The sequence below is a fragment of the Enterobacter sp. ECC-019 genome (assembly GCF_043974075.1).
GTDB lineage: Bacteria > Pseudomonadota > Gammaproteobacteria > Enterobacterales > Enterobacteriaceae > Enterobacter > Enterobacter asburiae_D.
On sequence record NZ_CP143759.1, the window covers coordinates 4,773,457 to 4,796,447 of the forward strand.

21 protein-coding genes and 1 riboswitch are annotated in these 22,991 nt (G+C 57.4%); of the genes, 9 read left to right on the top strand and 12 right to left on the bottom strand.

All coding sequences use genetic code 11. The features are described from left to right. Positions 1 to 82 precede the first annotated feature (82 nt). From parE to nudF, 5 genes are read right to left on the bottom strand one after another with little or no spacing between them, the layout of a single operon-like run. Complete coding sequence (parE, locus tag V1566_RS22630) at positions 83 to 1,975, bottom strand: DNA topoisomerase IV subunit B (protein WP_029740698.1); 1,893 nt, start codon at positions 1,973 to 1,975, stop codon at positions 83 to 85. 28 nt (positions 1,976 to 2,003) lie between these two features. Continuing rightward, positions 2,004 to 2,585, bottom strand: coding sequence for an esterase YqiA (yqiA, locus tag V1566_RS22635; protein WP_008502976.1), 582 nt, complete (start codon positions 2,583 to 2,585; stop codon positions 2,004 to 2,006). Further along, positions 2,585 to 3,412, bottom strand: a complete 828-nt coding sequence (gene cpdA, locus V1566_RS22640; RefSeq protein ID WP_029740697.1) for a 3',5'-cyclic-AMP phosphodiesterase — start codon at positions 3,410 to 3,412, stop codon at positions 2,585 to 2,587. Before cpdA ends, yqiA begins: the two co-directional genes overlap by 1 nt. 27 nt (positions 3,413 to 3,439) lie before the next feature. Further along, the gene (locus V1566_RS22645; RefSeq protein WP_014833293.1) at positions 3,440 to 3,862 is read right to left on the bottom strand and encodes a DUF1249 family protein; all 423 of its coding nucleotides are present in this window, start codon (positions 3,860 to 3,862) and stop codon (positions 3,440 to 3,442) included. Then, positions 3,859 to 4,491 (bottom strand): ADP-ribose diphosphatase, encoded by a 633-nt coding sequence (gene nudF, locus V1566_RS22650; RefSeq protein ID WP_024906492.1) that lies wholly within the window; start codon positions 4,489 to 4,491, stop codon positions 3,859 to 3,861. Before nudF ends, V1566_RS22645 begins: the two co-directional genes overlap by 4 nt. 204 nt (positions 4,492 to 4,695) lie before the next feature. On the opposite strand from nudF, the gene tolC reads away from it, so the two are divergent. The 3 genes from tolC to V1566_RS22665 all read left to right on the top strand — a co-directional run bounded on the left by tolC (position 4,696) and on the right by V1566_RS22665 (position 8,200). Beyond that, the gene (tolC, locus tag V1566_RS22655; protein ID WP_395304695.1) at positions 4,696 to 6,174 is read left to right on the top strand and encodes an outer membrane channel protein TolC; all 1,479 of its coding nucleotides are present in this window, start codon (positions 4,696 to 4,698) and stop codon (positions 6,172 to 6,174) included. Between the two features lie 194 nt (positions 6,175 to 6,368). Continuing rightward, entirely contained in the window at positions 6,369 to 7,037 is a 669-nt protein-coding gene (locus V1566_RS22660) for a DUF1190 family protein (RefSeq protein WP_063145595.1), read from the top strand. A gap of 2 nt (positions 7,038 to 7,039) precedes the next feature. Further along, positions 7,040 to 8,200: a glutathionylspermidine synthase family protein gene (locus V1566_RS22665; RefSeq protein WP_395304696.1), complete on the top strand. Its 1,161-nt coding sequence runs from the start codon at positions 7,040 to 7,042 to the stop codon at positions 8,198 to 8,200. Positions 8,201 to 8,279: 79 nt separating this feature from the next. Here the strand turns inward: V1566_RS22665 and ygiD are convergent, their stop codons facing one another. Then, positions 8,280 to 9,068 carry a 4,5-DOPA dioxygenase extradiol gene (ygiD, locus tag V1566_RS22670; protein ID WP_395304697.1) on the bottom strand — a complete coding sequence of 263 codons (789 nt, stop codon included), beginning with the start codon at positions 9,066 to 9,068 and terminating at the stop codon, positions 8,280 to 8,282. A 196-nt stretch (positions 9,069 to 9,264) separates the two neighbouring features. Between ygiD and zupT the strand changes: the two genes are divergently transcribed. Then, positions 9,265 to 10,038 (top strand): zinc transporter ZupT, encoded by a 774-nt coding sequence (gene zupT / locus V1566_RS22675; RefSeq protein WP_395304698.1) that lies wholly within the window; start codon positions 9,265 to 9,267, stop codon positions 10,036 to 10,038. Positions 10,039 to 10,070: 32 nt separating this feature from the next. Here zupT and ribB read toward each other — a convergent pair whose 3' ends face one another. Further along, the gene (gene ribB, locus V1566_RS22680; RefSeq protein WP_023309208.1) at positions 10,071 to 10,724 is read right to left on the bottom strand and encodes a 3,4-dihydroxy-2-butanone-4-phosphate synthase; all 654 of its coding nucleotides are present in this window, start codon (positions 10,722 to 10,724) and stop codon (positions 10,071 to 10,073) included. Between the two features lie 106 nt (positions 10,725 to 10,830). Continuing rightward, positions 10,831 to 10,981: riboswitch (FMN riboswitch) on the bottom strand. Positions 10,982 to 11,100: 119 nt separating this feature from the next. Between ribB and ubiK the strand changes: the two genes are divergently transcribed. After that, the gene (gene ubiK, locus V1566_RS22685; RefSeq protein ID WP_014071796.1) at positions 11,101 to 11,397 is read left to right on the top strand and encodes a ubiquinone biosynthesis accessory factor UbiK; all 297 of its coding nucleotides are present in this window, start codon (positions 11,101 to 11,103) and stop codon (positions 11,395 to 11,397) included. A gap of 115 nt (positions 11,398 to 11,512) precedes the next feature. Here the strand turns inward: ubiK and hldE are convergent, their stop codons facing one another. Genes hldE through V1566_RS22700 form a run of 3 tightly spaced genes read right to left on the bottom strand, consistent with a single transcriptional unit; the run spans position 11,513 to position 17,162 of the window. Continuing rightward, complete coding sequence (hldE, locus tag V1566_RS22690; protein ID WP_395304699.1) at positions 11,513 to 12,943, bottom strand: bifunctional D-glycero-beta-D-manno-heptose-7-phosphate kinase/D-glycero-beta-D-manno-heptose 1-phosphate adenylyltransferase HldE; 1,431 nt, start codon at positions 12,941 to 12,943, stop codon at positions 11,513 to 11,515. 40 nt (positions 12,944 to 12,983) lie between these two features. Continuing rightward, positions 12,984 to 15,839, bottom strand: a complete 2,856-nt coding sequence (gene glnE / locus V1566_RS22695; RefSeq protein ID WP_395304700.1) for a bifunctional [glutamate--ammonia ligase]-adenylyl-L-tyrosine phosphorylase/[glutamate--ammonia-ligase] adenylyltransferase — start codon at positions 15,837 to 15,839, stop codon at positions 12,984 to 12,986. Between the two features lie 21 nt (positions 15,840 to 15,860). Next, a complete protein-coding gene (locus tag V1566_RS22700) occupies positions 15,861 to 17,162 on the bottom strand; it encodes an inorganic triphosphatase (protein ID WP_395304701.1) in 1,302 nt (433 codons plus the stop codon). 229 nt (positions 17,163 to 17,391) lie between these two features. Between V1566_RS22700 and V1566_RS22705 the strand changes: the two genes are divergently transcribed. Beyond that, positions 17,392 to 18,012 (top strand): TIGR04211 family SH3 domain-containing protein, encoded by a 621-nt coding sequence (locus V1566_RS22705; protein WP_024906484.1) that lies wholly within the window; start codon positions 17,392 to 17,394, stop codon positions 18,010 to 18,012. A 60-nt stretch (positions 18,013 to 18,072) separates the two neighbouring features. After that, positions 18,073 to 19,314: a multifunctional CCA addition/repair protein gene (locus V1566_RS22710; protein WP_395304702.1), complete on the top strand. Its 1,242-nt coding sequence runs from the start codon at positions 18,073 to 18,075 to the stop codon at positions 19,312 to 19,314. 10 nt (positions 19,315 to 19,324) lie between these two features. Here V1566_RS22710 and bacA read toward each other — a convergent pair whose 3' ends face one another. Both bacA and folB read right to left on the bottom strand, forming a co-directional pair. Next, a complete protein-coding gene (gene bacA, locus V1566_RS22715; RefSeq protein ID WP_395304703.1) occupies positions 19,325 to 20,146 on the bottom strand; it encodes an undecaprenyl-diphosphate phosphatase in 822 nt (273 codons plus the stop codon). Positions 20,147 to 20,251: 105 nt separating this feature from the next. Beyond that, entirely contained in the window at positions 20,252 to 20,620 is a 369-nt protein-coding gene (gene folB, locus V1566_RS22720) for a bifunctional dihydroneopterin aldolase/7,8-dihydroneopterin epimerase (protein WP_395304704.1), read from the bottom strand. Positions 20,621 to 20,727: 107 nt separating this feature from the next. Between folB and plsY the strand changes: the two genes are divergently transcribed. Next, positions 20,728 to 21,348: a glycerol-3-phosphate 1-O-acyltransferase PlsY gene (plsY, locus tag V1566_RS22725; RefSeq protein ID WP_023309216.1), complete on the top strand. Its 621-nt coding sequence runs from the start codon at positions 20,728 to 20,730 to the stop codon at positions 21,346 to 21,348. Between the two features lie 84 nt (positions 21,349 to 21,432). Beyond that, complete coding sequence (locus V1566_RS22730; protein WP_395304705.1) at positions 21,433 to 22,899, top strand: MFS transporter; 1,467 nt, start codon at positions 21,433 to 21,435, stop codon at positions 22,897 to 22,899. Positions 22,900 to 22,991: the final 92 nt, after the last annotated feature.

The window sequence follows — 22,991 nt, forward strand, 5'->3', positions numbered from 1 at the left end:
CGTAAAAAAGCCCGGTGGCGCTAACGCTTACCGGGCCTACGATCCATTCCCTCTCCCTGTGGGAAAGGGTTAGGGTGAGGCATCAGGCCTCAATATCCGCCATATCGCCTTTCTCCTGCAGCCAGTTACGTCGGTCTTCCGAACGCTTCTTGGCAAGGAGCATATCCATCATGGCGTTGGTTTGCTGTTCATCTTCGTCGCTGATCGTCAGCTGCACCAGGCGGCGCGTGTTCGGATCCAGCGTCGTTTCGCGCAGCTGCATCGGGTTCATCTCGCCCAGCCCTTTAAAGCGCTGCACGTTCGGTTTGCCCTTCTTGCGCTTCAGCTGTTCCAGCACGCCCGCTTTCTCTTCTTCCGTCAGCGCGTAGTAAACCTCTTTGCCGAGGTCGATACGGTACAGCGGCGGCAGCGCCACGTGGACGTGACCGTTTTTCACCAGCGTTTTGAAGTGCTTCACGAACAGCGCGCACAGCAGCGTGGCGATGTGCAGACCGTCGGAGTCCGCATCCGCGAGGATACAGATCTTGCCGTAGCGCAGCTGGCTCAGATCGTCGCTGTCCGGATCGATACCGATCGCTACCGAGATATCATGCACTTCCTGCGAGGCCAGCACTTCATCAGATGAGACCTCCCAGGTGTTCAGGATCTTACCCTTGAGCGGCATGATCGCCTGATATTCACGATCGCGCGCCTGCTTGGCCGATCCGCCCGCCGAGTCCCCTTCCACGAGGAACAGCTCGGTACGGTTGAGATCCTGCGCGGTACAGTCTGCCAGCTTGCCCGGCAGCGCAGGGCCGCTGGTCAGCTTTTTACGCACCACTTTCTTCGCGGCGCGCAGACGACGCTGGGCGCTGGAAATGGCCATTTCAGCCAGCATCTCTGCCGCCTGAACGTTCTGGTTCAGCCACAGGGTAAACGCATCTTTCACCACGCCGGAGACGAACGCCGCGCACTGACGTGACGACAGGCGCTCTTTTGTCTGACCGGCAAACTGCGGATCCTGCATCTTCACGGAGAGCACGTAGGCGCAGCGATCCCAGATATCTTCCGCCGACAGCTTCACGCCGCGCGGCAGGATATTGCGGTATTCGCAGAACTCGCGCATCGCGTCCAGCAGCCCCTGACGCAGGCCGTTGACGTGGGTACCGCCGAGCATGGTTGGGATCAGGTTAACGTAGCTTTCCGTAAGCAGCTCGCCGCCTTCCGGCAGCCACAGCAGCGCCCAGTCCACAGCTTCTGTATCGCCGCTAAAGTTACCGACAAAGGGTTTTTCCGGCAGCGTTGGCAGGCCGTTTACCGCTTCGCACAGGTAGTCGTTCAGACCGTCGGCGTAGCACCAGGTTTGTGCGGTATTGTTAACGTGATCGGTAAAGGTGATTTCCACGCCCGGACACAGCACCGCTTTGGCTTTCAGCAGGTGCGTCAGGCGAGAAACAGAAAAACGCGGGCTGTCGAAGAAGCTTTCGTCAGGCCAGAAGTGGACGCTGGTGCCGGTATTGCGTTTACCGCACGTGCCGACAACCTGCAGATCCTGCACCTTATCGCCATTTTCAAACGCGATGTTATAGACCTGGCCGTCGCGACGGACGTTCACTTCCACGCGTTTGGACAGGGCGTTCACGACGGAAATACCCACGCCGTGCAGACCACCGGAGAACTGGTAGTTCTTGTTGGAGAACTTACCGCCCGCGTGCAGACGACAGAGGATCAGCTCAACGGCAGGCACGCCCTCTTCCGGGTGGATATCCACCGGCATACCGCGCCCGTCGTCGATGACTTCCAGAGACTGATCGGCGTGCAGGATAACGTCAACGCGTTTGGCATGGCCCGCCAGCGCTTCGTCCACACTGTTATCAATAACTTCCTGGCCCAGATGGTTTGGGCGCGTCGTATCGGTGTACATCCCCGGGCGGCGGCGAACCGGCTCAAGCCCGGTGAGGACCTCAATGGCATCAGCGTTATAGGTTTGCGTCATGATTTAAACTAGCAATTCGCATTGATTGTCAGTGGCTGTGCAGTCCAAGAAAATCGACAATCTGGGTGAAATGATTCTCAAAGCCCGTGAAAGCATGGTTTCCGCCCTCTTCTATAGTCTGGCGGCAGGAGGCGTAATACGCCACTGCCTGGCGGTAATCCAGCACTTCATCACCCGTCTGTTGCAGCAGCCAGATGAGATCCGGCGCCTCAAGCGGGTCGACCTGCATAACTTTGAGATCGTAAATATGGCGTGACTCTAGCACATATTGCTGGCCGGTGTAGGGGTTCTCGTTTTCGCCAAGAAAGTCCCTCAGCAGCTCAAATGGCCGAACCGCCGGATTAACCACAACGGCGGGCAGCATGAAGCATTGTGAGAGCCAGGTGGCGTAATACCCGCCCAGGGATGAACCGACCACACCGAAGGTTTCGCCGCCGTGCGCAAGAACGATAGATTCCAGCATCTCCGCGGCCTCAGCCGGGTAAGGCGGCAACTGCGGGATAATCATCTCAACGTCGGGGTGATGCTCGCTCAGCCACTGGCGAAACTGTGTCGCTTTTGCGGAGCGCGGCGAGCTGTTGAATCCGTGCAGATAAAGGAGCGTAGACATCAATAGCCTTCTGAAGCGGTATCCGGGCGGAATTTTGCACCGGTCAAACGGCAGACTTCCGTGGTCAGCGTGCCGTCGGCATGCAGTTCCAGCCAGCGCCAGCCTGGCGCGATGGTATCCAGCGTAAAGTTGGCGCAGTGCGGCTTAAACTGAACGCAGGTCGACGGCGTCGCCAGCATGCGGCGTCCGTTCCAGTCGAGATCCTGTTCCTGGTGAATATGCCCACACAGCAGATTTTTCACCCGCGGGAACTTCGCCAGCACGCGATCCAGCGCCGCAGAGTTGCGCAGGCTGTGCTGATCGAGCCAGCTGCAGCCCGCCGGCAGAGGGTGATGATGAAGCAACAGCAGCGTGTGGCGTTCAGGTTCAGCAGCCAGTTTGGTCTCAAGCCAGTCGAGCTGAAACTCGCTTAACTCACCGTGCGGGACGCCAAATACCTGGCTGTCCAGCAGCAGGATCTGCCACTGTTCACCCGCAAAAACACATTTCGCCGGAGAAATCCCCGCATCCTGAAGAGAACTGAACATGGCAGGCTGGAAGTCATGGTTTCCCGGCAGCCAGACGCAAGGCACGCTAAAGCTCGCGATGCCTTCAGCAAAATGCTGGTAGGCCGCGGAGGACTGATCCTGCGCCAGATCGCCCGTTGCGACAATCAGATCGCATGCACGGTTTTCAGCGTGAATGGCGCTAAGCACCGCCTGATAACTCTCCCAGGTATTCACCCCCAGTAGCGTCTCATGCTTTTCGGCAAAAAGGTGGGTATCGGTGATTTGTAATATCCTGACTGGCGCCCCACCAGCAACAGTCAGGTTCAACAGGCTTTCCAAATGGTGTCCTTAGGTAGGTTTATGACGCTAACAAACCGGAATCGCCATTGCTCCATGTGCTAAACAATATCTTAGCCAGTCGGCTAAAAACTGGTTAATTTGATGCTTTTCGTCGCGTTGATGCAACTTTTTATTCGGGTAATCATAACGCGCTTTGAAGCGAAAGATCTGCTGGCTTGAACACACTTCAGCGACCATCGCGTCGTGATAGAGGCGCACCGTCATCGACGGCAGGCTCCAGTAGCTAATGCTTGGGGCCGTTTGCTCAATCTCCACCAGCGTAGTGTAGCGCGTTGATTCTGTTATCGTTAACCGATACTGCGCGTTGCTCACCTGATAGCTTACCGTTTCGCCGGGTGCGTCGTTTTTCGGCAGCAGGCGGCGCAATTGTGCGAAATTGGTTTCGCACAGGCGCATCATTTCTGGGAAGTCAGGCGTATAACGCTTCATTTTTTCCACTCGTTTCGTAATGTCTGATAATGCAGCTGTAGCCATTGCAGGGCGATGACAGACGCTGCGTTGTCGATTTTCCCCTCTTCTACCCACTGATAAGCCTGTTCCCGACTTACCACATGAACCCGAATATCTTCGTTTTCATCTGCCAGACCGTGAATGCCTTCTGCGGTCGTGGCGTCCACTTCGCCCACCATTATGGATAAGCGTTCGCTGGTGCCTCCCGGGCTTGCCAGATAGCTCAGCACCGGTTTTGTGCGGCCGACCACCAGCCCCGCCTCTTCCAGCGCCTCGCGCCGGGCGACGTCCTCGACCGACTCGCCTTCTTCGATCATCCCGGCCACCATCTCCAGCAGCCACGGGCTCTCGCTGACGTCATAAGCGGCGATGCGGATCTGCTCCACCAGCACAACTTCGTCACGCACTGGGTCAAAGGGTAGCAAGACAGCCGCATGCCCGCGCTCAAAAATTTCGCGTCTGATTTCGCCGCTCATTTCCCCGTTAAACAGGCGATGCCTGAAACGGTAAAGATCCATTGAAAAAAAACCGCTATAAAGCGTTTCTCGTGCAATAATTTCTACATCGTTTTTGGCGAATGTCACGGGCAACTTATCTGGTTTTTGCATGAGTCGAGTCCTGGTAGCAATGGTGATGAAATTGTGAATTTCAAGGCTGTTTGGCTGCCGTTTGTAAGGCTATATGGTAGATTGGTGCAAATTACCGCCAGATGGCACGTAACGCCAACCTTTTGGTATGGAAGATTCTGTTAGAATCGGCAATTATTTTTTAATTAGATCAGCGCTAATACTGCTTCACAACAAGGAATGCAAATGAAGAAATTGCTCCCCATCCTTATCGGCCTGAGCCTGACGGGCTTCAGTGCAATGAGCCAGGCGGAAAACCTGTTACAGGTCTACCAGCAGGCACGTCTGGGCAACCCTGATTTACGTAAATCAGCGGCCGATCGTGATGCTGCGTTTGAAAAGATTAACGAAGCGCGTAGCCCCTTGCTGCCACAGTTAGGTTTAGGTGCAGATTATACCTACAGCAACGGTTTCCGCGACGCTAACGGCGTTAACTCCAATGCTACCAGCGCCTCACTGCAATTGACACAGACACTGTTTGATATGTCCAAATGGCGTGCCCTGACCCTGCAGGAAAAGAGCGCGGGTATCCAGGATGTGACCTATCAGACCGATCAGCAGACGCTGATCCTGAACACCGCCACGGCGTACTTCAACGTGCTGAGCGCCATTGACGCGCTCTCCTACACCGAAGCGCAGAAACAGGCAATTTACCGCCAGTTAGATCAAACCACCCAGCGTTTCAACGTAGGTCTGGTCGCGATCACCGACGTGCAGAACGCCCGTTCACAGTACGACACCGTGCTGGCCAACGAGGTGACCGCGCGTAACAACCTCGATAACGCGTTGGAATCCCTGCGTCAGGTCACCGGGAATTACTATCCTGAGCTGGCGTCGCTGAACGTGGACAGCTTTAAAACGGATAAACCGCAGGCCGTTAACGCCCTGCTGAAAGAGGCGGAAAACCGCAACCTGAGTTTGCTGCAGGCGCGTCTGAGCCAGGACCTGGCCCGCGAGCAAATTCGTCAGGCGCAGGACGGCCATCTGCCAACCCTGAGCCTGAGCGCCTCTACCGGTGTCTCTGATACGACCTATAGCGGCTCTAAAACCAATACGTCCCAATATGACGACAGCAATATGGGTCAGAACAAAGTTGGCCTGAGCTTCTCCCTGCCGCTGTATCAGGGCGGTCAGGTCAACTCCCAGGTGAAACAGGCGCAGTACAACTTTGTTGGCGCGAGCGAGCAGCTGGAAAGCGCGCATCGTAACGTGGTGCAGACCGTACGTTCGTCCTTCAACAACGTGAACGCCTCGATCAGCAGCATCAACGCCTATAAACAGGCCGTTGTGTCTGCACAGAGCTCCCTGGACGCGATGGAAGCGGGTTACTCGGTCGGTACACGTACTATCGTTGACGTGCTCGACGCGACCACCACGCTGTACAACGCGAAGCAGCAGCTCTCGAGCGCGCGTTACCAGTACCTGATTAACCAGCTGAACATTAAGCAGGCTCTGGGTACGCTGAACGAGCAAGACCTGCAGATGCTGAACAGCGCGCTGGGCAAACCGGTCTCCACCTCTCCGGACAGCGTTGCACCTGAGAATCCCGATCAGGTTGCTGCCGTAGATAATTTCAATGGTAACAGCAACACCCCTGCTGCACAGCCTGCCGCCGCGCGTACCACTGCGCCTGCCAGCAAAGGCAATAATCCGTTCCGTAACTAAGCATTGCCCGATGGCGCTGCGCTTATCGGGCCTACTTAATCGTAGGCCGGGTAAGCGCAGCGCCACCCGGCGCAAAATCACATCCGAACGTAAGCCAACGTAAAGATCCCCCTGATTCGGCCCTTCTTCGCTTCATTTTCAACCACTCATCCTCTATTCTGAGCGTTATTACCACTGGGTCCAGGAAGACAAAGATGAAACGGACAAAATCTATAAATCACGCTTCGTTCCGCAAGAGCTGGAACGCGCGTCACCTCACGCCTGTTGCGCTGGCGGTCACGGCTGTCTTTATGCTGGCAGGCTGTGAGAAAAATGACGAAACGGTTTCGCTGTATCAAAACGCAGACGACTGCTCCGCCGCAACCGGCAAAGCCGCCGAATGTAAAACGGCTTACACGAGCGCGCTGAAAGAAGCGGAACGTACCGCACCGAAATATGCCTCACGCGAAGACTGCGTGGCGGAGTTTGGTGAAGGTCAGTGCCAGCAGGCACCGGCTCAGGCAGGCACCGCACCTGAAAATCAGGCGCAGGCGCAGTCCAGCGGCAGCTTCTGGATGCCGCTGATGGCTGGCTACATGATGGGTCGTCTGATGGGCGGCGGTGCGGGCTACCAGCAGCAGCCGCTGTTTAGCTCGAAAAACCCGGCCAGCCCGGCCTACGGTCAATATACCGATGCCAGCGGCAAAGGCTATGGCGCAGCGACCCCTGGCCGCACCGTGACCGTTCCGAAAACGGCGATGGCGCCGAAGCCCGCAACGACCAACACCATCACCCGCGGCGGGTTTGGTGAATCTGTGGCGAAGCAGACCAGCATGCAGCGCAGTGCGACCGGTACCTCCTCTACTCGCTCAATGGGCGGCTGATCATGGAACGAGTCAGTATCACCGAGCGCCCGGACTGGCGTGAAAAAGCCACCGAGTACGGTTTTAACTTCCACACCATGTACGGCGAGCCGTACTGGTGTGAAGATGCCTATTACAAGCTCACGCTGGCCCAGGTGGAAAAACTGGAAGAGGTGACCGCCGAGCTGCACCAGATGTGCCTGAAGGTTGTGGAAAAGGTCATCGACAGCGACGAGCTGATGGCAAAGTTCCGCATCCCGAAACACACCTGGAGTTTTGTTCGTCAATCATGGAAAACCAGCCAGCCGTCGCTTTACTCTCGTCTCGATCTGGCATGGGACGGCGTGGGCGAACCTAAGCTGCTTGAGAACAACGCGGATACCCCAACCTCGCTGTACGAAGCGGCGTTCTTCCAGTGGATCTGGCTGGAAGACCAGGCCAATGCCGGAAACCTGCCGGAAGGCAGCGACCAGTTTAACAGCCTGCAGGAAAAGCTGATCGAGCGCTTCGCCGAACTGCGCGAGCAATTTGGCTTCAATCTGCTGCATCTCGCCTGCTGCCGCGATACGGAAGAAGACCGTGGCACGGTTCAGTATCTGCAGGACTGCGCCGCAGAAGCGGAAGTGGCGACCGAGTTCCTCTATATCGAGGATATCGGTCTGGGGGAGAAAGGTCAGTTTACCGACACGCAGGACCAGGTGATAAGCAACCTGTTCAAGCTCTACCCGTGGGAATATATGCTGCGCGAGATGTTCTCCACCAAGCTGGAAGATGCTGGCGTGCGCTGGCTGGAGCCGGCATGGAAGAGCATTATCTCTAACAAAGCCCTGCTGCCGATGCTCTGGGAGATGTTCCCGAACCATCCGAACCTGCTGGCAGCGTACTTTGCGGAAGATGACCATCCGCAGATGGAGAAGTACGTCGTTAAGCCGATCTTCTCCCGCGAAGGCGCAAACGTCTCGATTATCGAAAACGGTAAAACGCTGGAAGCGGTTGAAGGGCCGTACGGCGAGGAAGGGATGATCGTCCAGGAGTTCTATCAGCTGCCGAAGTTTGGCGACAGCTATACGCTGATTGGCAGCTGGCTCATCAACGATCAACCAGCCGGGATTGGCATTCGCGAAGATCGCGCGCTGATCACGCAGGATCTGTCACGGTTCTATCCGCACATCTTTGTGGAGTAAGATCTGCCGGGCGGCGGCTTCGCCTGACCCGGCCTACGGTTTTGTAGGCCCGGTAAGCGTAGCGCCACCGGGCATGTTTTCACCCTACCTGCACCGACAACATACTCAGACTCCCCATCTCGATACCGTCGACCGGGATCGTAACCGGTTCCTGACCATCCCACGCGCCAAGAACGTACAGCAGAGGCAGGAAGTGTTCCGCCGTCGGGTTAGAGAGCGAACCGCCTTCGTGATCCAGATAGTTCACTAACGGATGCTCCTCAGCCGGGCCCTGCCACGTCAGGTTCGCTTTGACGTAGTCGTTAAAAGAGGTCGCCCACGGGTACGGCGTATTCTCACCGTGCCAGCGTGCCGTGCGCAGGTTATGCACCACGTTACCGCTTGCCACCAGCATGATGCCTTCATCACGCAGAGTTGCCAGCTTACGGCCCATCTCAAGATGCCAGGCGGCCGGCTTGGTGCTGTCGATGCTCAACTGCACCATCGGGATATCCGCATCAGGATACATTTTGATCAGCACGCCCCAGGAGCCATGGTCAAAGCCCCAGGCTTCTTTATCCAGCGTTACAGGAACAGGTGCCAGCAAATCTACCAGCTCTTGTGCCAGCTCAGGCGAGCCGGGGGCCGGATAATGCGTGTCGTACAGCGCCTGCGGGAAGCCGCCAAAATCATGAATGGTTTTTGGCGCTTCCATGGCGGTCACGCCCGTCCCCCGGGTAAACCAGTGCGCAGACACCACCACGATCGCTTTCGGACGCGGCAGCGTCTCGCCCAGATGACGCCAGGCACGGGTATAGACGTTGTCTTCCAGAACGTTCATTGGGCTACCGTGGCCTAAAAACAGGGCTGGCATACGGGAAGAAGTCATGGTGATATCCTTACAGAAGGTGTCAATTTAATGGTGCTACATTACGCGCAATCTGGCAAAGATGAACGCAGATAAGCATGAAGATCATCATCAGGAAATTTGAATGTAAGGAATGTGTAAAGCCGGGGTTCCCCCCTCGCTTTGCCTGAAATGAATCATTTATATTAATGAGAATCATTATCATAAGGAGCAATGCATGTCAGTCCCCTTGATCCTGACCATACTGGCGGGCGCCGCGACCTTTATCGGTGCGATCCTCGGTGTGATCGGCCAAAAGCCCTCTAACCGCGTACTGGCGTTCTCACTGGGCTTTGCTGCCGGGATCATGCTGCTCATCTCCCTGATGGAGATGCTGCCTGCCGCGCTGGGAACAGAAGGCATGTCTCCGCTGCTGGGTTACGGCATGTTTGTCATTGGCCTGCTGGGATACTTTGCCCTCGATCGGATGCTGCCGCACGCGCATCCGCAGGATTTAATGCAGAAAAACGTGACGCCCATGCCGCGCAATATCAAGCGCACCGCCGTGCTGTTAACGCTTGGCATCAGCCTGCATAACTTCCCGGAGGGGGTTGCAACCTACGTGACGGCCAGCAGCAATCTTGAGATGGGCTTTGGCATTGCGCTGGCGGTCGCCTTACACAATATTCCTGAAGGACTGGCCGTCGCCGGACCGGTGTATGCCGCCACGGGCTCAAAACGCACCGCGGTGTTCTGGGCGGGTATTTCCGGGATGGCCGAAATCCTTGGCGGGGTGCTGGCCTGGTTGATCCTTGGTAGCCTGGTCTCTCCTGTAGTGATGGCGGCGATTATGGCAGCGGTAGCCGGGATTATGGTTGCGCTTTCGGTGGATGAACTGATGCCGCTGGCGAAAGAGATCGATCCTAACAACAACCCAAGCTACGGGGTCCTGTGCGGGATGTCGGTGATGGGGTTAAGTCTGGTTCTGCTGCAGACCGCAGGAATCGGGTAAAAAAACGCCGGGATATCCCGGCGTTTTTATTATCAGCTGGCTTTACGCTCGTGCGCCTGGCGATACTCGACCAGATCTTCAATCGTTACCACCGGCATGTTGTGCAGACGCGCAAAGGTGATGCACTCCGGCGCGCGCGCCATGGTGCCGTCATCGTTGGTCAGTTCACACAGCACGCCTGCCGGTTTGAAGCCTGCCAGCGTCACCAGGTCGATGGTCGCTTCGGTGTGACCGCCGCGGGTCAACACGCCGCCCGCCTGCGCACGCAGTGGGAAGACGTGGCCTGGACGATGCAGATCGGATGGCTTCGCACCGTCTGCAATCGCGGCACGAACGGTGGTCAGACGGTCAGCCGCTGACACACCGGTGGTCACGCCATGCGCCGCTTCAATGGTCACGGTAAAACCGGTACCAAAGGCGCTGGTGTTGTTCTCAACCATCATCGGCAGATCGAGCTGCTTACGACGATCTTCATTAATACACAGGCATACGATGCCGCTGCCGTGACGGATGGTCAGCGCCATCTGTTCAACGGTCATGTTTTCGGCGGCGAAAATCATGTCGCCTTCGTTTTCACGGTTTTCATCGTCAAGCACCATCACACCGCGGCCTTCGCGCAGTGCATCCAGTGCATGTTCAACACGTTGAGTTGAAGTGCCAAAAGAGGAAAGTAGCGTCTGATTCATGGTAAAAAAACCTCATTAACATTATGGTTACCAGAATCAGGGCAGTCTTAGGAGCGCCGTATAAGCGGCAAAAAGATAACGTGAGCGGGCCCATGCCCGACTGGATCGTTACTCTCTCCCATCCGGACTCTAACCGTCGGCCCCGGAATTACACCGGATCTGCTGACCTTTGAGTTTTCACCCAAAGCGCTCGCGGGCTTTCAGCGTCACGCTGATTTACCGCCGGTGGGGAATTTCGCCCCGCCCTGAGAATAAGCGAGATAACTATAACGCTATTGATTATCCTGGGCAATGCATAAGCATCAAACAATTTTGTTTACCCCGGGCATGACGCGCTACAATGGACACTAACACCTTTCCATCAAGGGAAACGACAATGATTGACCCGAAAAAAATTGAGCAGATTGCGCGTCAGGTTCATGAATCGATGCCAAAAGGCATTCGTGAATTTGGTGATGACGTAGAAAAGAAAATCCGCCAGACGCTGCAGGCGCAGTTGGTTCGCCTTGATTTAGTCAGCCGCGAAGAGTTTGACGTGCAGACCCAGGTTCTGCTGCGCACCCGCGAGAAGCTGGCGCTGCTGGAACAGCGTCTGACCGAGCTGGAAAACCGTAATGCGCCGGAAGAAGTGAAGCCGGCACCGGCTATTCCACCGGTGGACGACCAGGAGTAAGTGCGCCCTGTTGTGCCCGGTGGCGGCTACGCCTTACCGGGCCTACATGAACGCGTAGGTCGGGTAAGGCGCAGCCGCCACCCGACATAAAAAACGGGCCTGCTGGCCCGTTTTTTTACTGACTGTCTTTCTGGATCTTCTTAATGATGTTGGTGGTTGAACACCCGTCCTCAAAGTTGAGCACCATCACTTCACCGCCGTTGGCCCAGACCTCTTCGCTACCTGCGATTTGCTCCGGCTTATAATCCCCGCCTTTTACCAGCAGGTCCGGCAGAATACCGGCGATCAGGCGCTGCGGCGTGTCTTCTTCAAACGACACTACCCAGTCCACCGCTTCCAGCGCGCCGAGCACAATCATACGCTGCTCGAGCGGGTTCACCGGACGCGTTTCACCCTTCAGGCGCTTCGTCGACGCATCGCTGTTGACCGCCACAATCAGGCGATCGCCCAGCTTGCGCGCATTCGCCAGATACGACACGTGGCCCGCGTGCAGGATGTCAAATACGCCGTTGGTCATCACCACTTTTTCACCACGCTTGCGAGCGGCGGCGACGGCCACCTTCAGCTCGTCTTCGGTCATGACGCCAAAACCGGTATCCGCACGACCGCGCACCGCGTTTTCCAGCTCGATTGGCGAAACGGTTGAGGTCCCGAGTTTACCGACGACCACACCCGCCGCAGCGTTGGCGAAGTAGCACGCCTCTTCCAGCGAATTTCCTGCTGCCAGCGTTGCCGCCAGCACGCCGATCACCGTATCACCGGCACCGGTCACGTCGTACACTTCCTGCGCCTGGGTTGGCATATGCAGCGGCGGTTTGCCCGGCTGCAGAAGCGTCATCCCCTGCTCGGAGCGGGTCACCAGCAGCGCTGACAGCTCAAAGTCAGCAATAATCTTCATGCCGCGCTCAACCAGCTCTTCCTCGGTTTTGCACTTGCCTGCCACCGCTTCAAACTCGGAGAGGTTTGGCGTCAGCAGCGTCGCGCCGCGATAGCGCTCAAAATCGGTCCCTTTCGGGTCGATCAGCACCGGCACGCTGGCTTTACGCGCCAGCTTAATCATCGTCTGCACGCTCGCCAGCGCGCCTTTGGCGTAGTCGGACAGCACCAGCGCGCCGATATTGTCCAGCGCCTGGTTGATACGCTCGTGCAGCGGCTCAGGATCGACGCCCTCGAAACCTTCTTCAAAGTCGAGGCGGATCAGCTGCTGGTTGCGCGACAGCACGCGCAGCTTGGTGATCGTCGGGTGGGTCGGAACAGAAACGAAGTCGCACTTCACGTTCACGTCCGCCAGCGACTTGCTCAGCGCGCGCGCCGCATCGTCGATGCCGGTCAGGCCCACCAGACGCGACTGCGCGCCCAGAGAGGCAATGTTCATCGCCACGTTTGCCGCGCCGCCGGGACGCTCTTCAATGGTGTCGACCTTAACCACCGGTACCGGTGCTTCTGGAGAGATGCGGCTGGTAGGCCCATACCAGTAGCGATCCAGCATCACATCCCCAACAACCATTACCCCAGCACGTTCAAACTCTGGCAGTGTTACTTTCATTCCTGACTCCAGAAAGATTCACAATTTGCGCGCGATAATATCACACTTGATTTGTTACGCACGGTTCCACCAGCCACTTCTGCCAGCTGGCCATTACCTGAGCACGTTCATGAGCAAAACTGTCCAGCGCCACGTGCCCCGGTTCCTCCTGCAGCGCCAGGTGATGAAGCTCATCGCGAAGCGTTGTGTAGGCGCGGGTTAAGGCCTGCGCCTCCTGCTCGTCCATGATGTCGTTTTGCGCCAGCAGTTCCAGAATGCGCACGTTATCGGACCAGCGCGTCAGCTTCGGCTTGTCGTGGGCGTGCAGCAGCACCAGATACTGGGTAATGAATTCAATATCGGTAATCCCGCCCTCGTCGGCTTTAATATCAAAGCGATCGCGGTGTTTATTGCCGAGATGCGCGCGCATTTTCTCGCGCATTTCGCGCACTTCCGTTTGCAGCGTGCTGCCATCACGCACGGTGGTCATTACCTCCCTGCGGATGACGTCAAACTGCGTTTTGAGCTGCGGATCGCCATACACCACGCGAGCGCGCACCAGCGCCTGATGCTCCCACGTCCAGGCTTCATTCTTCTGGTAATCGGCGAAGGATTCCGTTGAGGTCACCAGCATGCCCGCCGCGCCGGACGGACGCAGGCGCGCATCCACCTCATACAAAATGCCCGACGAGGTGCGGGTACTGAACAGGTGCATGATGCGCTGCGCCAGACGCAGATAGAACTGGCGCCCGTCAATCTCGCGCTCGCCGTCGGTCATCACGTCAACCGGGCAGTCGTGCAGGAAGATTAAATCCAGATCGGAACTATAGCCCAGCTCCCAGCCGCCCAGCTTGCCGTAGCCCACCACCGCGAAACCGCGGCCTTCACGATCGGCCAGGTGCTTCGGCTGACCGTAGCGCGCCACCATCTGTATCCACGCCTGATGCACCACCGCGTCGATGATCGCCTCTGCCAGCCAGGTTAAGTGATCGCTCACTTTCATCACCGGCAGCGTTCCGGCGATATCCGCCGCCGCCACGCGCAGCATTTGCGCCTGCTTAAACTGACGCAGCGCCTCCAGCTGTTGCTCTTCGTCTTCTTCCGGCACGCGCAGCAGATACTGACGCAGCTCGTCCCGGTAGGCATCCGTTGCCGTTGGCTGATACAGCGTGTTCGGGTCGAGCAACTCATCCAGCAGCAGCGGGTAACGCGCCAGCTTGTTCGCCACCATCGGCGACGCGGCGCAGAGCGTAATCAGGTGCTTGAGTGCCCCCGGAAACTCGCTCAGGAGCTCCAGGTAGGTGGTACGCGTGATAATCCCGCTCAGCAGCGGCATCATGCGTGAGAGCGGCACCGGCGCGTCTGCCCGCGAGCAGACTTCGCTCAGCAGGTGCGGCATCAGGTGATCCAGCACCTGACGACCGCGCGGGCCGATGGCGCGTTTGTTCAGCTCAAGACGGAAATCCGCGATCAGCGCCACCACGCGATGCCGGGCGTCGTCAGTTAAGTGCGTCAGCACCGGCGTGGTGTCATCTTCCTGAAGCGCATCCTGCCAAAGCTCGCGCCAGTGCTCGGAAAGCGCATCGTCCTGCGATTCACTTTCGTCATCGCCAATCAGCTCGTTAAAGATGCGGCGTACGCCTGCCATATGGGCATCCAGCCGTTCGGTTAACGCCGCCCAGTCGTCCACGCGCATGCCCCAGGCCAGGCGCGCCCGGTTAAGGTCATCGCCCGGCAGGGTCTGGGTCTGTTCGTCGTTGATGCTTTGCAGCAGGTTTTCCAGACGGCGCAGGAACAGATAGGCCTCGCGCAGGGTTTGCGCGTCGCCGTCCGGCAGCAGGTGCAGCTGCTCGATGGCGCTCAGCGTCCGCAACAGCGAGCGGGACTGCAGGGACGGCTCACGGCCACCGCGAATAAGCTGGAAGACCTGAACGATAAATTCGATTTCGCGAATGCCGCCCGCGCCGAGCTTGATGTTGTCTTTCAGCCCACGACGACGCACCTCACGGGCGATCATCCCTTTCATATTGCGCAGAGACTGGATGACGCTGAAGTCGATATAGCGACGGAACACGAACGGGCGCAGCATGGCGCGCAGCTCGTTGGCGTAGGCGTCGTCGCTGTCGCCCATGATCCGCGCTTTAACCATCGCATAACGCTCCCAGTCGCGCCCCTGCTCCTGGTAATAATCCTCCAGCGCGGCAAAGCTCAGCACCAGCGGGCCGCTGTCACCGAACGGGCGCAGGCGCATGTCCACGCGGTAAACAAAACCGTCCTGCGTGGGCTGATCCAGCGCCTTAATCAGACGCTGGCCGAGACGGGTAAAGAACTGGGCGTTGTCCAGATCGCGACGGCCGCCGCGCGTGGATCCGTTCTCGGGCCAGGCAAAAATCAGGTCGATGTCGGAGGAGAAATTCAGCTCGCAGCCGCCCAGCTTGCCCATCCCCAGAATCAACAGCGGCTGAGGAACCCCTTCCTCACTGCACGGCGTGCCCCACTCTTTACAGCAGGCGGCGTACAGCCAGTCGCGCGCGGCGACAATCAATGTTTGCGCCAGCTCGCTTAGCTGCTGCAGCGTGCTCTCTTCGCTTACCAACTCAAGCGACTGCGCCCAGGCAATGCGCACCATCACCCGACGGCGGAACTGGCGCAGGACGCGCATCAGCGTGGCTTCATCCGCAACGTCTTCGAGCGCGGTTTGCAGCCAGCCGGCATAATGCCGCCACTCGTCCGCCTGCGGCGGCGCGTTCTCAAGCTCTGCCAGCCAGTCCGGGTTGGCGGTGAGACTTTCCTGCACAAAATCACTGAAGGCGAGCACGCTCTTTGCCTGCTCGCTTAACGATGAGGCCGGTAATGACTCGGGCAGACGTTCGCAAACGGTCTGCCACTGCTGCTGTAACTGCGAAGAAAGCGGCATTATTGGGGTTCCTTGCCAGAGTTAACGTTTTCCGCTGTGCAGCCAGAACGGCTCTTGCGAAATGGCCTCGTTACGGAAATGCTCAATCTCAATATGCTGGCGGGTTTCAATGGCGTGTTTCAGCCCCTGCCAGTTCTCCAGCCAGGCCTGCGCCTTCACGCCGTCATAGGCACCGGACAGCAGCACCATGCTGTCGATATTGCGCGAAAGACGGGGAAGCTGATCGCCATACTGATCGCCCAGCGGGTAAGCAAACGTAGTCTTCAGTTCGGCGGCATGGCGGGAAAGATGAATATCCGCGAAACGTTTGAAGTTTTCCGCGATTTTGGCCTCTGCTTTCGCATCCAGGAAGGCGCGCCAGCCGCGCGTCACCAGAAACTCAGTCAGCGCCAGTTTTGCCGTCGCGGTTTGCGGGCTGTAGATCGCCGTTTGCGCCGATACGTCAGAGAGCATCAGCGCTTCGGTTTGCGTCAGCAGGTCACGTAAGTGAGCGCTCGCTTTGCGAGGAACAATACCGCCGAAGAGCGTCAGGGTATGGCGCACCAGGGCAATCGCCGCCAGCACGTGGGATTTCGCGTTTTTCACATTTCGCACCCACAGCTCTTCATGGTACTGCCACTGAGAAAGCGCCAGCTCCAGCGCGGCTTCCAGACCCTGCTCAACGCTGGCTTTCGGCGCAACGTGCAGGATGGTCGTCTCTTTTAGCACGCGCGGCGCATTTCCGGCGGCCAGATGGTAACCCCGCGCGGCTTTACTCAGGCTTCCCTGACGTAATCCGGACTGGTTCACCAGCTTGCGCGCCAGCTTCAGCACGTCATTCGCGTCCCCTTCCAGCAGCTCAAGCTCCAGTTCGCAAATCGGCTCCTGGAACTCACCCGCCTTCACGTCCCCCAGATCGAGGGCGATTTCAATGCGGCTTTTGCCTTCCGTCACCAGCCATTTTTCGCGCCAGAAATCGGTGCTGAACAGCGGCTGAACCTGTTCCGCCAGCGTGGAAGGCAGCTCGCCTTCCGGCCAGACTTCCGCCGGGAAACGTTCCAGCTCAAGTTCTGGCTTGCTGATGTCGATATTGTATTCCGGGCGCTGATGTAAACCGCCGACCACGCGGCCGGCAATTTTCATCGTCATCTCGTAGCGCCCGCTCGCGCCACGGATGCGCAGCCCCATATCGTGGCGGCGAAGCCAGTTGTCTGGCGTTTCGTAATAGATATTAAGCAGTTGTACCGGTGCATGGTGTTCGCCGGAAAGCGTATGCAGATGCTGGCGGAGTGCGTCAACGCTGTCTTTTTCGACGATAAACTTTAATTCGATTTCTTGTGCCATAGCCTTGTACTTTTGCGTGCGTCACAGACGCGTCAATGAGGGCGAACTTCCTCGCCATTTGTTTGTCAGTACATAGTATTTTGCGCCAAATTGCCATGCAATGAGCAATTTGTCGGGCGTAAATCTGTAGAGTCGTGACACAGATGATTCTGATTGCTGACGAATGCTTTGCGTAGAGACACTGTTGCCACTACTATCGTTCCACTATTTATGAAAATAACGACTAATGATGCTTAAATTACGCCTGATTGGACTTACTTTACTCGCTTTTAGCGCCGCAACCGCAGTGCACGCTGAAGAAAAGCGTTACGTTTCTGACGAACTGAACACCTGGGTACGCAGTGGCCCCGGAGATAATTATCGCCTCGTGGGCACGGTGAATGCCGGCGAGGAAGTCACCCTGTTACAGACCAACGCGGACACCAATTACGGTCAGGTTCGCGACAGTACCGGTCGTACTTCCTGGATCCCGCTGAAAGAGCTGAGCACCGTGCCTAGCCTGCGCACGCGCGTACCGGATCTGGAAAACCAGGTGAAGACCCTGACCGACAAGCTGAACAACATCGACGGCACCTGGAACCAGCGCACCGCTGAAATGCAGCAGAAAGTGGCGCAAAGCGACGGTGTGATTAACGGCCTGAAAGAAGAGAACCAGAAACTGAAAAACGAGCTGATTGTCGCGCAGAAGAAAGTGAATGCCGCCAATCTGCAGCTCGACGACAAACAGCGCACCATTATCATGCAGTGGTTTATGTATGGCGGCGGCGTGCTGGGCGTGGGTCTGGTACTGGGTCTGGTCCTGCCGCATCTGATCCCAAGCCGCAAGCGTAAAGACCGCTGGATGAACTAATTCGTCTTCTCTGCCAGACTTACGTATCATTCTGGAAAAGAGAAAACGGGAGAGTTGGGCGTGAAGAGTTATCTTGTCGGTGGTGCGGTACGTGATGCGTTGTTAGGTCTGCCGGTCAAAGATAAAGACTGGGTGGTGGTTGGCGCCACCCCTGAAGAGATGCTCGACGCGGGCTACCAGCAGGTAGGCCGCGATTTCCCCGTGTTCCTGCACCCGAAAAGCCGTGAAGAGTATGCCCTGGCGCGAACCGAGAGGAAGTCGGGCTCGGGCTATACGGGCTTCACCTGCTATGCCGCGCCGGACGTGACGCTGGAGCAAGATCTTCTGCGCCGCGATCTCACCATCAACGCGCTGGCGCAGGACGAGCACGGACAGATCGTTGACGCCTATGGCGGTCAGGACGATCTGCGCAACCGTATTTTACGTCACGTTTCCCCGGCGTTTTCTGAAGATCCGCTCCGCGTGCTGCGCGTGGCGCGCTTTGCCGCGCGTTATGCCCATCTCAGCTTCCGTATTGCCGATGAGACAATGGCGCTGATGACCGCCATGACCGAGGCGGGCGAGCTTGCACACCTGACGCCAGAGCGCGTCTGGAAAGAGACGGAAAATGCGCTCACCACGCGCAACCCGCAGGTCTTTTTCCAGGTCCTGCGCGACTGCGGCGCGCTGAAGGTGCTGTTCCCGGAAATAGACGCGCTGTTTGGCGTACCTGCCCCGGCAAAATGGCATCCGGAAATTGATACCGGTGTACACACGCTGATGACCCTGAGCATGGCGGCCATGCTCAGCCCTGACGTGGACGTGCGCTTTTCCACCCTGTGCCACGATCTCGGCAAAGGCTTAACGCCAAAAGAATTCTGGCCTCGCCACCACGGGCACGGCCCGGCAGGGGTGAAGCTGGTCGAGGGGCTGTGCCAGCGTCTGCGCGTGCCGAACGAGATCCGCGATCTGGCGAAACTGGTGGCCGAGTTCCACGATCTGATCCACACCTTCCCGATCCTGAAACCGGCTACCATCGTTAAGCTTTTCGATAACATCGACGCCTGGCGCAAACCCCAGCGCGTAGAGCAAATTGCGCTCACCAGCGAAGCTGACGTGCGCGGTCGTACCGGGTTTGAAGCGTGCGATTACCCGCAGGGACGTTTACTGCGTAAAGCCTGGGACGTAGCGAAAGCGGTGCCCACAAAGGACGTTGTCGAAGCAGGATTCAAAGGACCGGAAATTCGCGAAGAACTCACGAAACGGCGAATTCAGGCGGTGTCGGACTGGAAGGAAAAGCATTGCCCTCAGCCGAAAGACTGAGGGCAATCGGTCAGAAGAAGACCACGTACACCGCTGCCGCCACGATAAAGCGATAGATCGCGAACGGAATAAACGAGATACGCTTAATCAACTGCAGGAAGGTTTTGATGGCAATCAGCGCCACGATAAACGCGGTGATGAAGCCAACAGCGAACATCGGAATGTCGCCAGCCGTCAGGAAGTGATAGCTCTTATAGACGTCGAGTACGGTGGCGCCCATCATCATCGGCACCGCCAGCAGGAACGAGAACTCTGACGCGGCGTAACGGCTTACGCCCATCAGCATCCCGCCGGAGATGGTTGCGCCTGAACGCGAGAAGCCCGGCCACAGCGCCAGACACTGGAAGCAACCAATAATAAACGCCTGACGATAGGTCATATCGTCCAGACCTTCCGCGCGCGGCGTTTTTGGTTTCAGCAATTCCGCGGCGATCAGCAGGAAGCCCCCCACCACCAGCGCGTACATCACGTTAATCGGATTAAACAGAGATTTGATGGCGTCGTGGAAAACCAGGCCCAGCACCACCGCAGGGACCATCCCGAGCAGGATATGGATCAGTGACAGACGACCTTTACCGGCCCCTTCGTGCTGAGGCGCACGACCAAAATGGATGCCGATCAGGCCAAAAAGGCGACGCCAGAACATCACAACCACCGCCAGAATAGACCCCAGTTGGATCACCACTTCAAACGTTTTTGCGGTATCCCCTTCAAAGCCCAGCAGATGGCCAACGATAATCATATGGCCCGTACTGGAAACCGGCAAAAACTCCGTCAATCCTTCGACCACACCCAGTATTGCCGCCACCAGCAGCGAGTGCATATCGCTCATCTATAAACCCCTAAAAAGATATAAAAAAACGGTCGCCCCAACGGCTACCGTGAAAGATACAGCTATAAGACAGATATAACCTAAAAGGGTTTAGCAATTATGACGTTAATTCGTACCTTTCAGATTTGTGCCACGCTCAATGATGACGCCAACATTGGCGGCGCGCGCCACCGCTCCCGGCTTGCTCAGCTTGATGCGCACCCACGGTGAGTTGAATTTGGTCAGCAGCAATTCTGCAACTTCTTCAGCCACCCGTTCGACGAGCGCAAAACCCTGCCCTTCAACGTGGGCGATAACCGTTTCACTGATATCGGCATAGCTCAGACAGTCGTTCACGTCATCGCTTTTTGCCGATTTGCGGTTATCCCATCCCATTTCGATATCGAACACCAGCTTCTGCTCGATGGTCTGTTCCCAGTCGTAAACACCAATTGTGGTGATTACCGAAAGTTGCTCTATAAATACAATATCCATCACGACCTGCCTGCTTTTTGGCTAAACCGGATACCACTTCCGGCGAATTATGCGTATTATCCACAGATGCTGAGAATACAGATACATTTTCAAAACGGAACAGCGTTATGAGTGCAATCGCGCCTGGAATGATCCTCCTCGCCTATCTTTGCGGCTCAATCTCCAGCGCCATTCTGGTCTGCCGCATTGCCGGGTTACCTGACCCGCGTGAAAATGGTTCCGGGAATCCGGGGGCGACCAACGTACTACGAATTGGCGGCAAGGGAGCAGCCGTAGCGGTTTTGATTTTTGATGTTCTGAAAGGGATGCTACCCGTCTGGGGCGCGTATGCGCTGGGCGTCACGCCGTTCTGGCTGGGGCTCATTGCTATTGCTGCCTGCGTCGGCCACATCTGGCCCGTATTCTTCGGCTTTAAAGGCGGTAAAGGTGTGGCGACCGCCTTTGGTGCCATTGCGCCCATCGGCTGGGACTTAACCGGCGTCATGGCCGGGACCTGGCTTCTGACCATTCTGCTGAGCGGCTATTCGTCGCTGGGCGCTATCGTCAGCGCGCTGATCGCGCCGTTCTACGTCTGGTGGTTCAAGCCCCAGTTTACCTTCCCGGTGTCGATGCTCTCCTGTCTTATCCTGCTTCGTCATCACGACAATATTCAGCGCCTGTGGCGTCGTCAGGAGACCAAAATCTGGACGAAGCTCAAGAGAAAGAAAAAAGACGCTCCGAAGGGTTAGTTATGCCTTATAGCCAAATGTGATTTTGGTCACCTTCTGCCTGTGGTAACTGTTAAAGACACAACACAACCACATAAGAAGAAAATGGCTGAAATCACAGAAACAACTCCCCTTTCACCGGCAGGTATTCCTCCTGATGGCGACATCCAGTGGGTGCGCAGCGCTTCGGATGTATCACGCCTCGTTAATGACGGTTCTCAGGGCCGGGCAAATGCCCGTATCGTGGTCGGTATCGCGCTGGGCGGCATTTTCCTTGATGCCTACGATCTGGGCGCGCTGGCATTCGGCATTAAAGACATCACCCGCGAATTTAACCTGACGCCCGCCGGTACCGGTATGGTAGCCTCGGCGATTACCTTTGGTGCCATTGTCGGGGCGCTGCTCGGCGGTTACCTAACGGATAAAATCGGGCGCTACCGCGTTTTTATGGCTGACATGGTGTTCTTCGTTGTAGCCGCTATCGCCTGCGCACTGGCCCCGAACGAATATGTGCTCGCGGGCGCCCGCTTTGTGATGGGGCTGGGGGTCGGGATCGACCTTCCCGTGGCGATGGCGTTTTTAAGCGAGTTCGCCAGGCTGAAAGGGCCCGGAAATAAGGCTTCCAGCGTCGCGATGTGGTGCCCCACCTGGTATGCCGCCATCAGCATCTCCTACCTGCTGGTGCTTTTCTTCTACGCCGTGCTGCCGGAAAGCCACAGCGACTGGCTCTGGCGTTTGATTCTCGGCTTTGGTGCAGTGCCCGCGCTGGTGATTATCGCCATCCGCAGCCGCTATATGAGCGAATCTCCGGTCTGGGCGGCGAATCAGGGCAACCTGAAAGAGGCCGCGTCCATTTTACGCCAGTCGTATAACATCAATGCCCACGTGCCGCAGGATGCGCTCAGCCAGCCAGCCCCTGTCGTGAATAAAGCGAAATGGTCAAACTATCTGAACCTGTTCCGGGGCATCTACTTACGCCGCACGACGCTCGCCACGCTGCTTTCCGTCGTCTCCTCGTTTGCCTATAACGCCGTGGCGTTTGGTCTGCCGGTGATCATCTCCAGTTTCTTTGTTCAGTCGATGCTCACCACCATTCTCATTTCTCTGGTGCTTAACCTGCTGTTTGCCTTCGTCGGCGGACTGCTGGCGGTACGCTACGTACCGCGCTTCGGCGCCTGGCGGATGTCGCTGGCGGGTTATGCCTGTCAGCTTGTCGCGCTGCTGGGCCTGGCGCTGATTGGCCGCCCTGAAGGCGCCTCTGAAGGGGTGCTCGCCGTCGCGATGCTGGCGCTATTCCTGTTCGGTCAGGGCTTCGGCCCGGGCGCGCACACCATGACGTTTGCCTCGCTGAGCTACCCGACCTCGCTGCGCGGTGTGGGCGTGGGTCTCAATCAGACGCTGATGAGAAGCAGCTCGACGATGTCGCTGTTCCTGTTCCCGCTGCTGGTCGCCTCGCTGGATACCGCCGTGTTCTGGGTAATTGCGCTGGCACCGTTTATCGGCCTGGCATCGCTGCTGGCGATCCGCTGGGAACCTTCCGGGTATGATGTGGATGCGGAGGATTACCGGTAATCCCGCAAACCCCGTCATTAATAATGTCATCGCCTTTCTTGCCGGGTGGCGCTGCGCTTACCCGGCCTACATTACAGACCATCCATAAGCGA

What these genes read in the sequence shown, in the direction of transcription:
- bacA (WP_395304703.1), bottom strand. Translation starts at nt 20,146, where the DNA reads ATGAGCGATATGCACTCGCTGCTGGTGGCGGCAATACTGGGTGTGGTC.
- ribB (WP_023309208.1), bottom strand. Translation starts at nt 10,724, where the DNA reads ATGAATCAGACGCTACTTTCCTCTTTTGGCACTTCAACTCAACGTGTT.
- V1566_RS22665 (WP_395304696.1), top strand. Translation starts at nt 7,040, where the DNA reads ATGGAACGAGTCAGTATCACCGAGCGCCCGGACTGGCGTGAAAAAGCC.
- V1566_RS22705 (WP_024906484.1), top strand. Translation starts at nt 17,392, where the DNA reads ATGCTTAAATTACGCCTGATTGGACTTACTTTACTCGCTTTTAGCGCC.
- folB (WP_395304704.1), bottom strand. Translation starts at nt 20,620, where the DNA reads ATGGATATTGTATTTATAGAGCAACTTTCGGTAATCACCACAATTGGT.
- V1566_RS22730 (WP_395304705.1), top strand. Translation starts at nt 21,433, where the DNA reads ATGGCTGAAATCACAGAAACAACTCCCCTTTCACCGGCAGGTATTCCT.
- nudF (WP_024906492.1), bottom strand. Translation starts at nt 4,491, where the DNA reads ATGCAAAAACCAGATAAGTTGCCCGTGACATTCGCCAAAAACGATGTA.
- yqiA (WP_008502976.1), bottom strand. Translation starts at nt 2,585, where the DNA reads ATGTCTACGCTCCTTTATCTGCACGGATTCAACAGCTCGCCGCGCTCC.
- ygiD (WP_395304697.1), bottom strand. Translation starts at nt 9,068, where the DNA reads ATGACTTCTTCCCGTATGCCAGCCCTGTTTTTAGGCCACGGTAGCCCA.
- hldE (WP_395304699.1), bottom strand. Translation starts at nt 12,943, where the DNA reads ATGAAAGTAACACTGCCAGAGTTTGAACGTGCTGGGGTAATGGTTGTT.
- tolC (WP_395304695.1), top strand. Translation starts at nt 4,696, where the DNA reads ATGAAGAAATTGCTCCCCATCCTTATCGGCCTGAGCCTGACGGGCTTC.
- V1566_RS22660 (WP_063145595.1), top strand. Translation starts at nt 6,369, where the DNA reads ATGAAACGGACAAAATCTATAAATCACGCTTCGTTCCGCAAGAGCTGG.
- plsY (WP_023309216.1), top strand. Translation starts at nt 20,728, where the DNA reads ATGAGTGCAATCGCGCCTGGAATGATCCTCCTCGCCTATCTTTGCGGC.
- glnE (WP_395304700.1), bottom strand. Translation starts at nt 15,839, where the DNA reads ATGCCGCTTTCTTCGCAGTTACAGCAGCAGTGGCAGACCGTTTGCGAA.
- parE (WP_029740698.1), bottom strand. Translation starts at nt 1,975, where the DNA reads ATGACGCAAACCTATAACGCTGATGCCATTGAGGTCCTCACCGGGCTT.
- V1566_RS22700 (WP_395304701.1), bottom strand. Translation starts at nt 17,162, where the DNA reads ATGGCACAAGAAATCGAATTAAAGTTTATCGTCGAAAAAGACAGCGTT.
- ubiK (WP_014071796.1), top strand. Translation starts at nt 11,101, where the DNA reads ATGATTGACCCGAAAAAAATTGAGCAGATTGCGCGTCAGGTTCATGAA.
- V1566_RS22645 (WP_014833293.1), bottom strand. Translation starts at nt 3,862, where the DNA reads ATGAAGCGTTATACGCCTGACTTCCCAGAAATGATGCGCCTGTGCGAA.
- zupT (WP_395304698.1), top strand. Translation starts at nt 9,265, where the DNA reads ATGTCAGTCCCCTTGATCCTGACCATACTGGCGGGCGCCGCGACCTTT.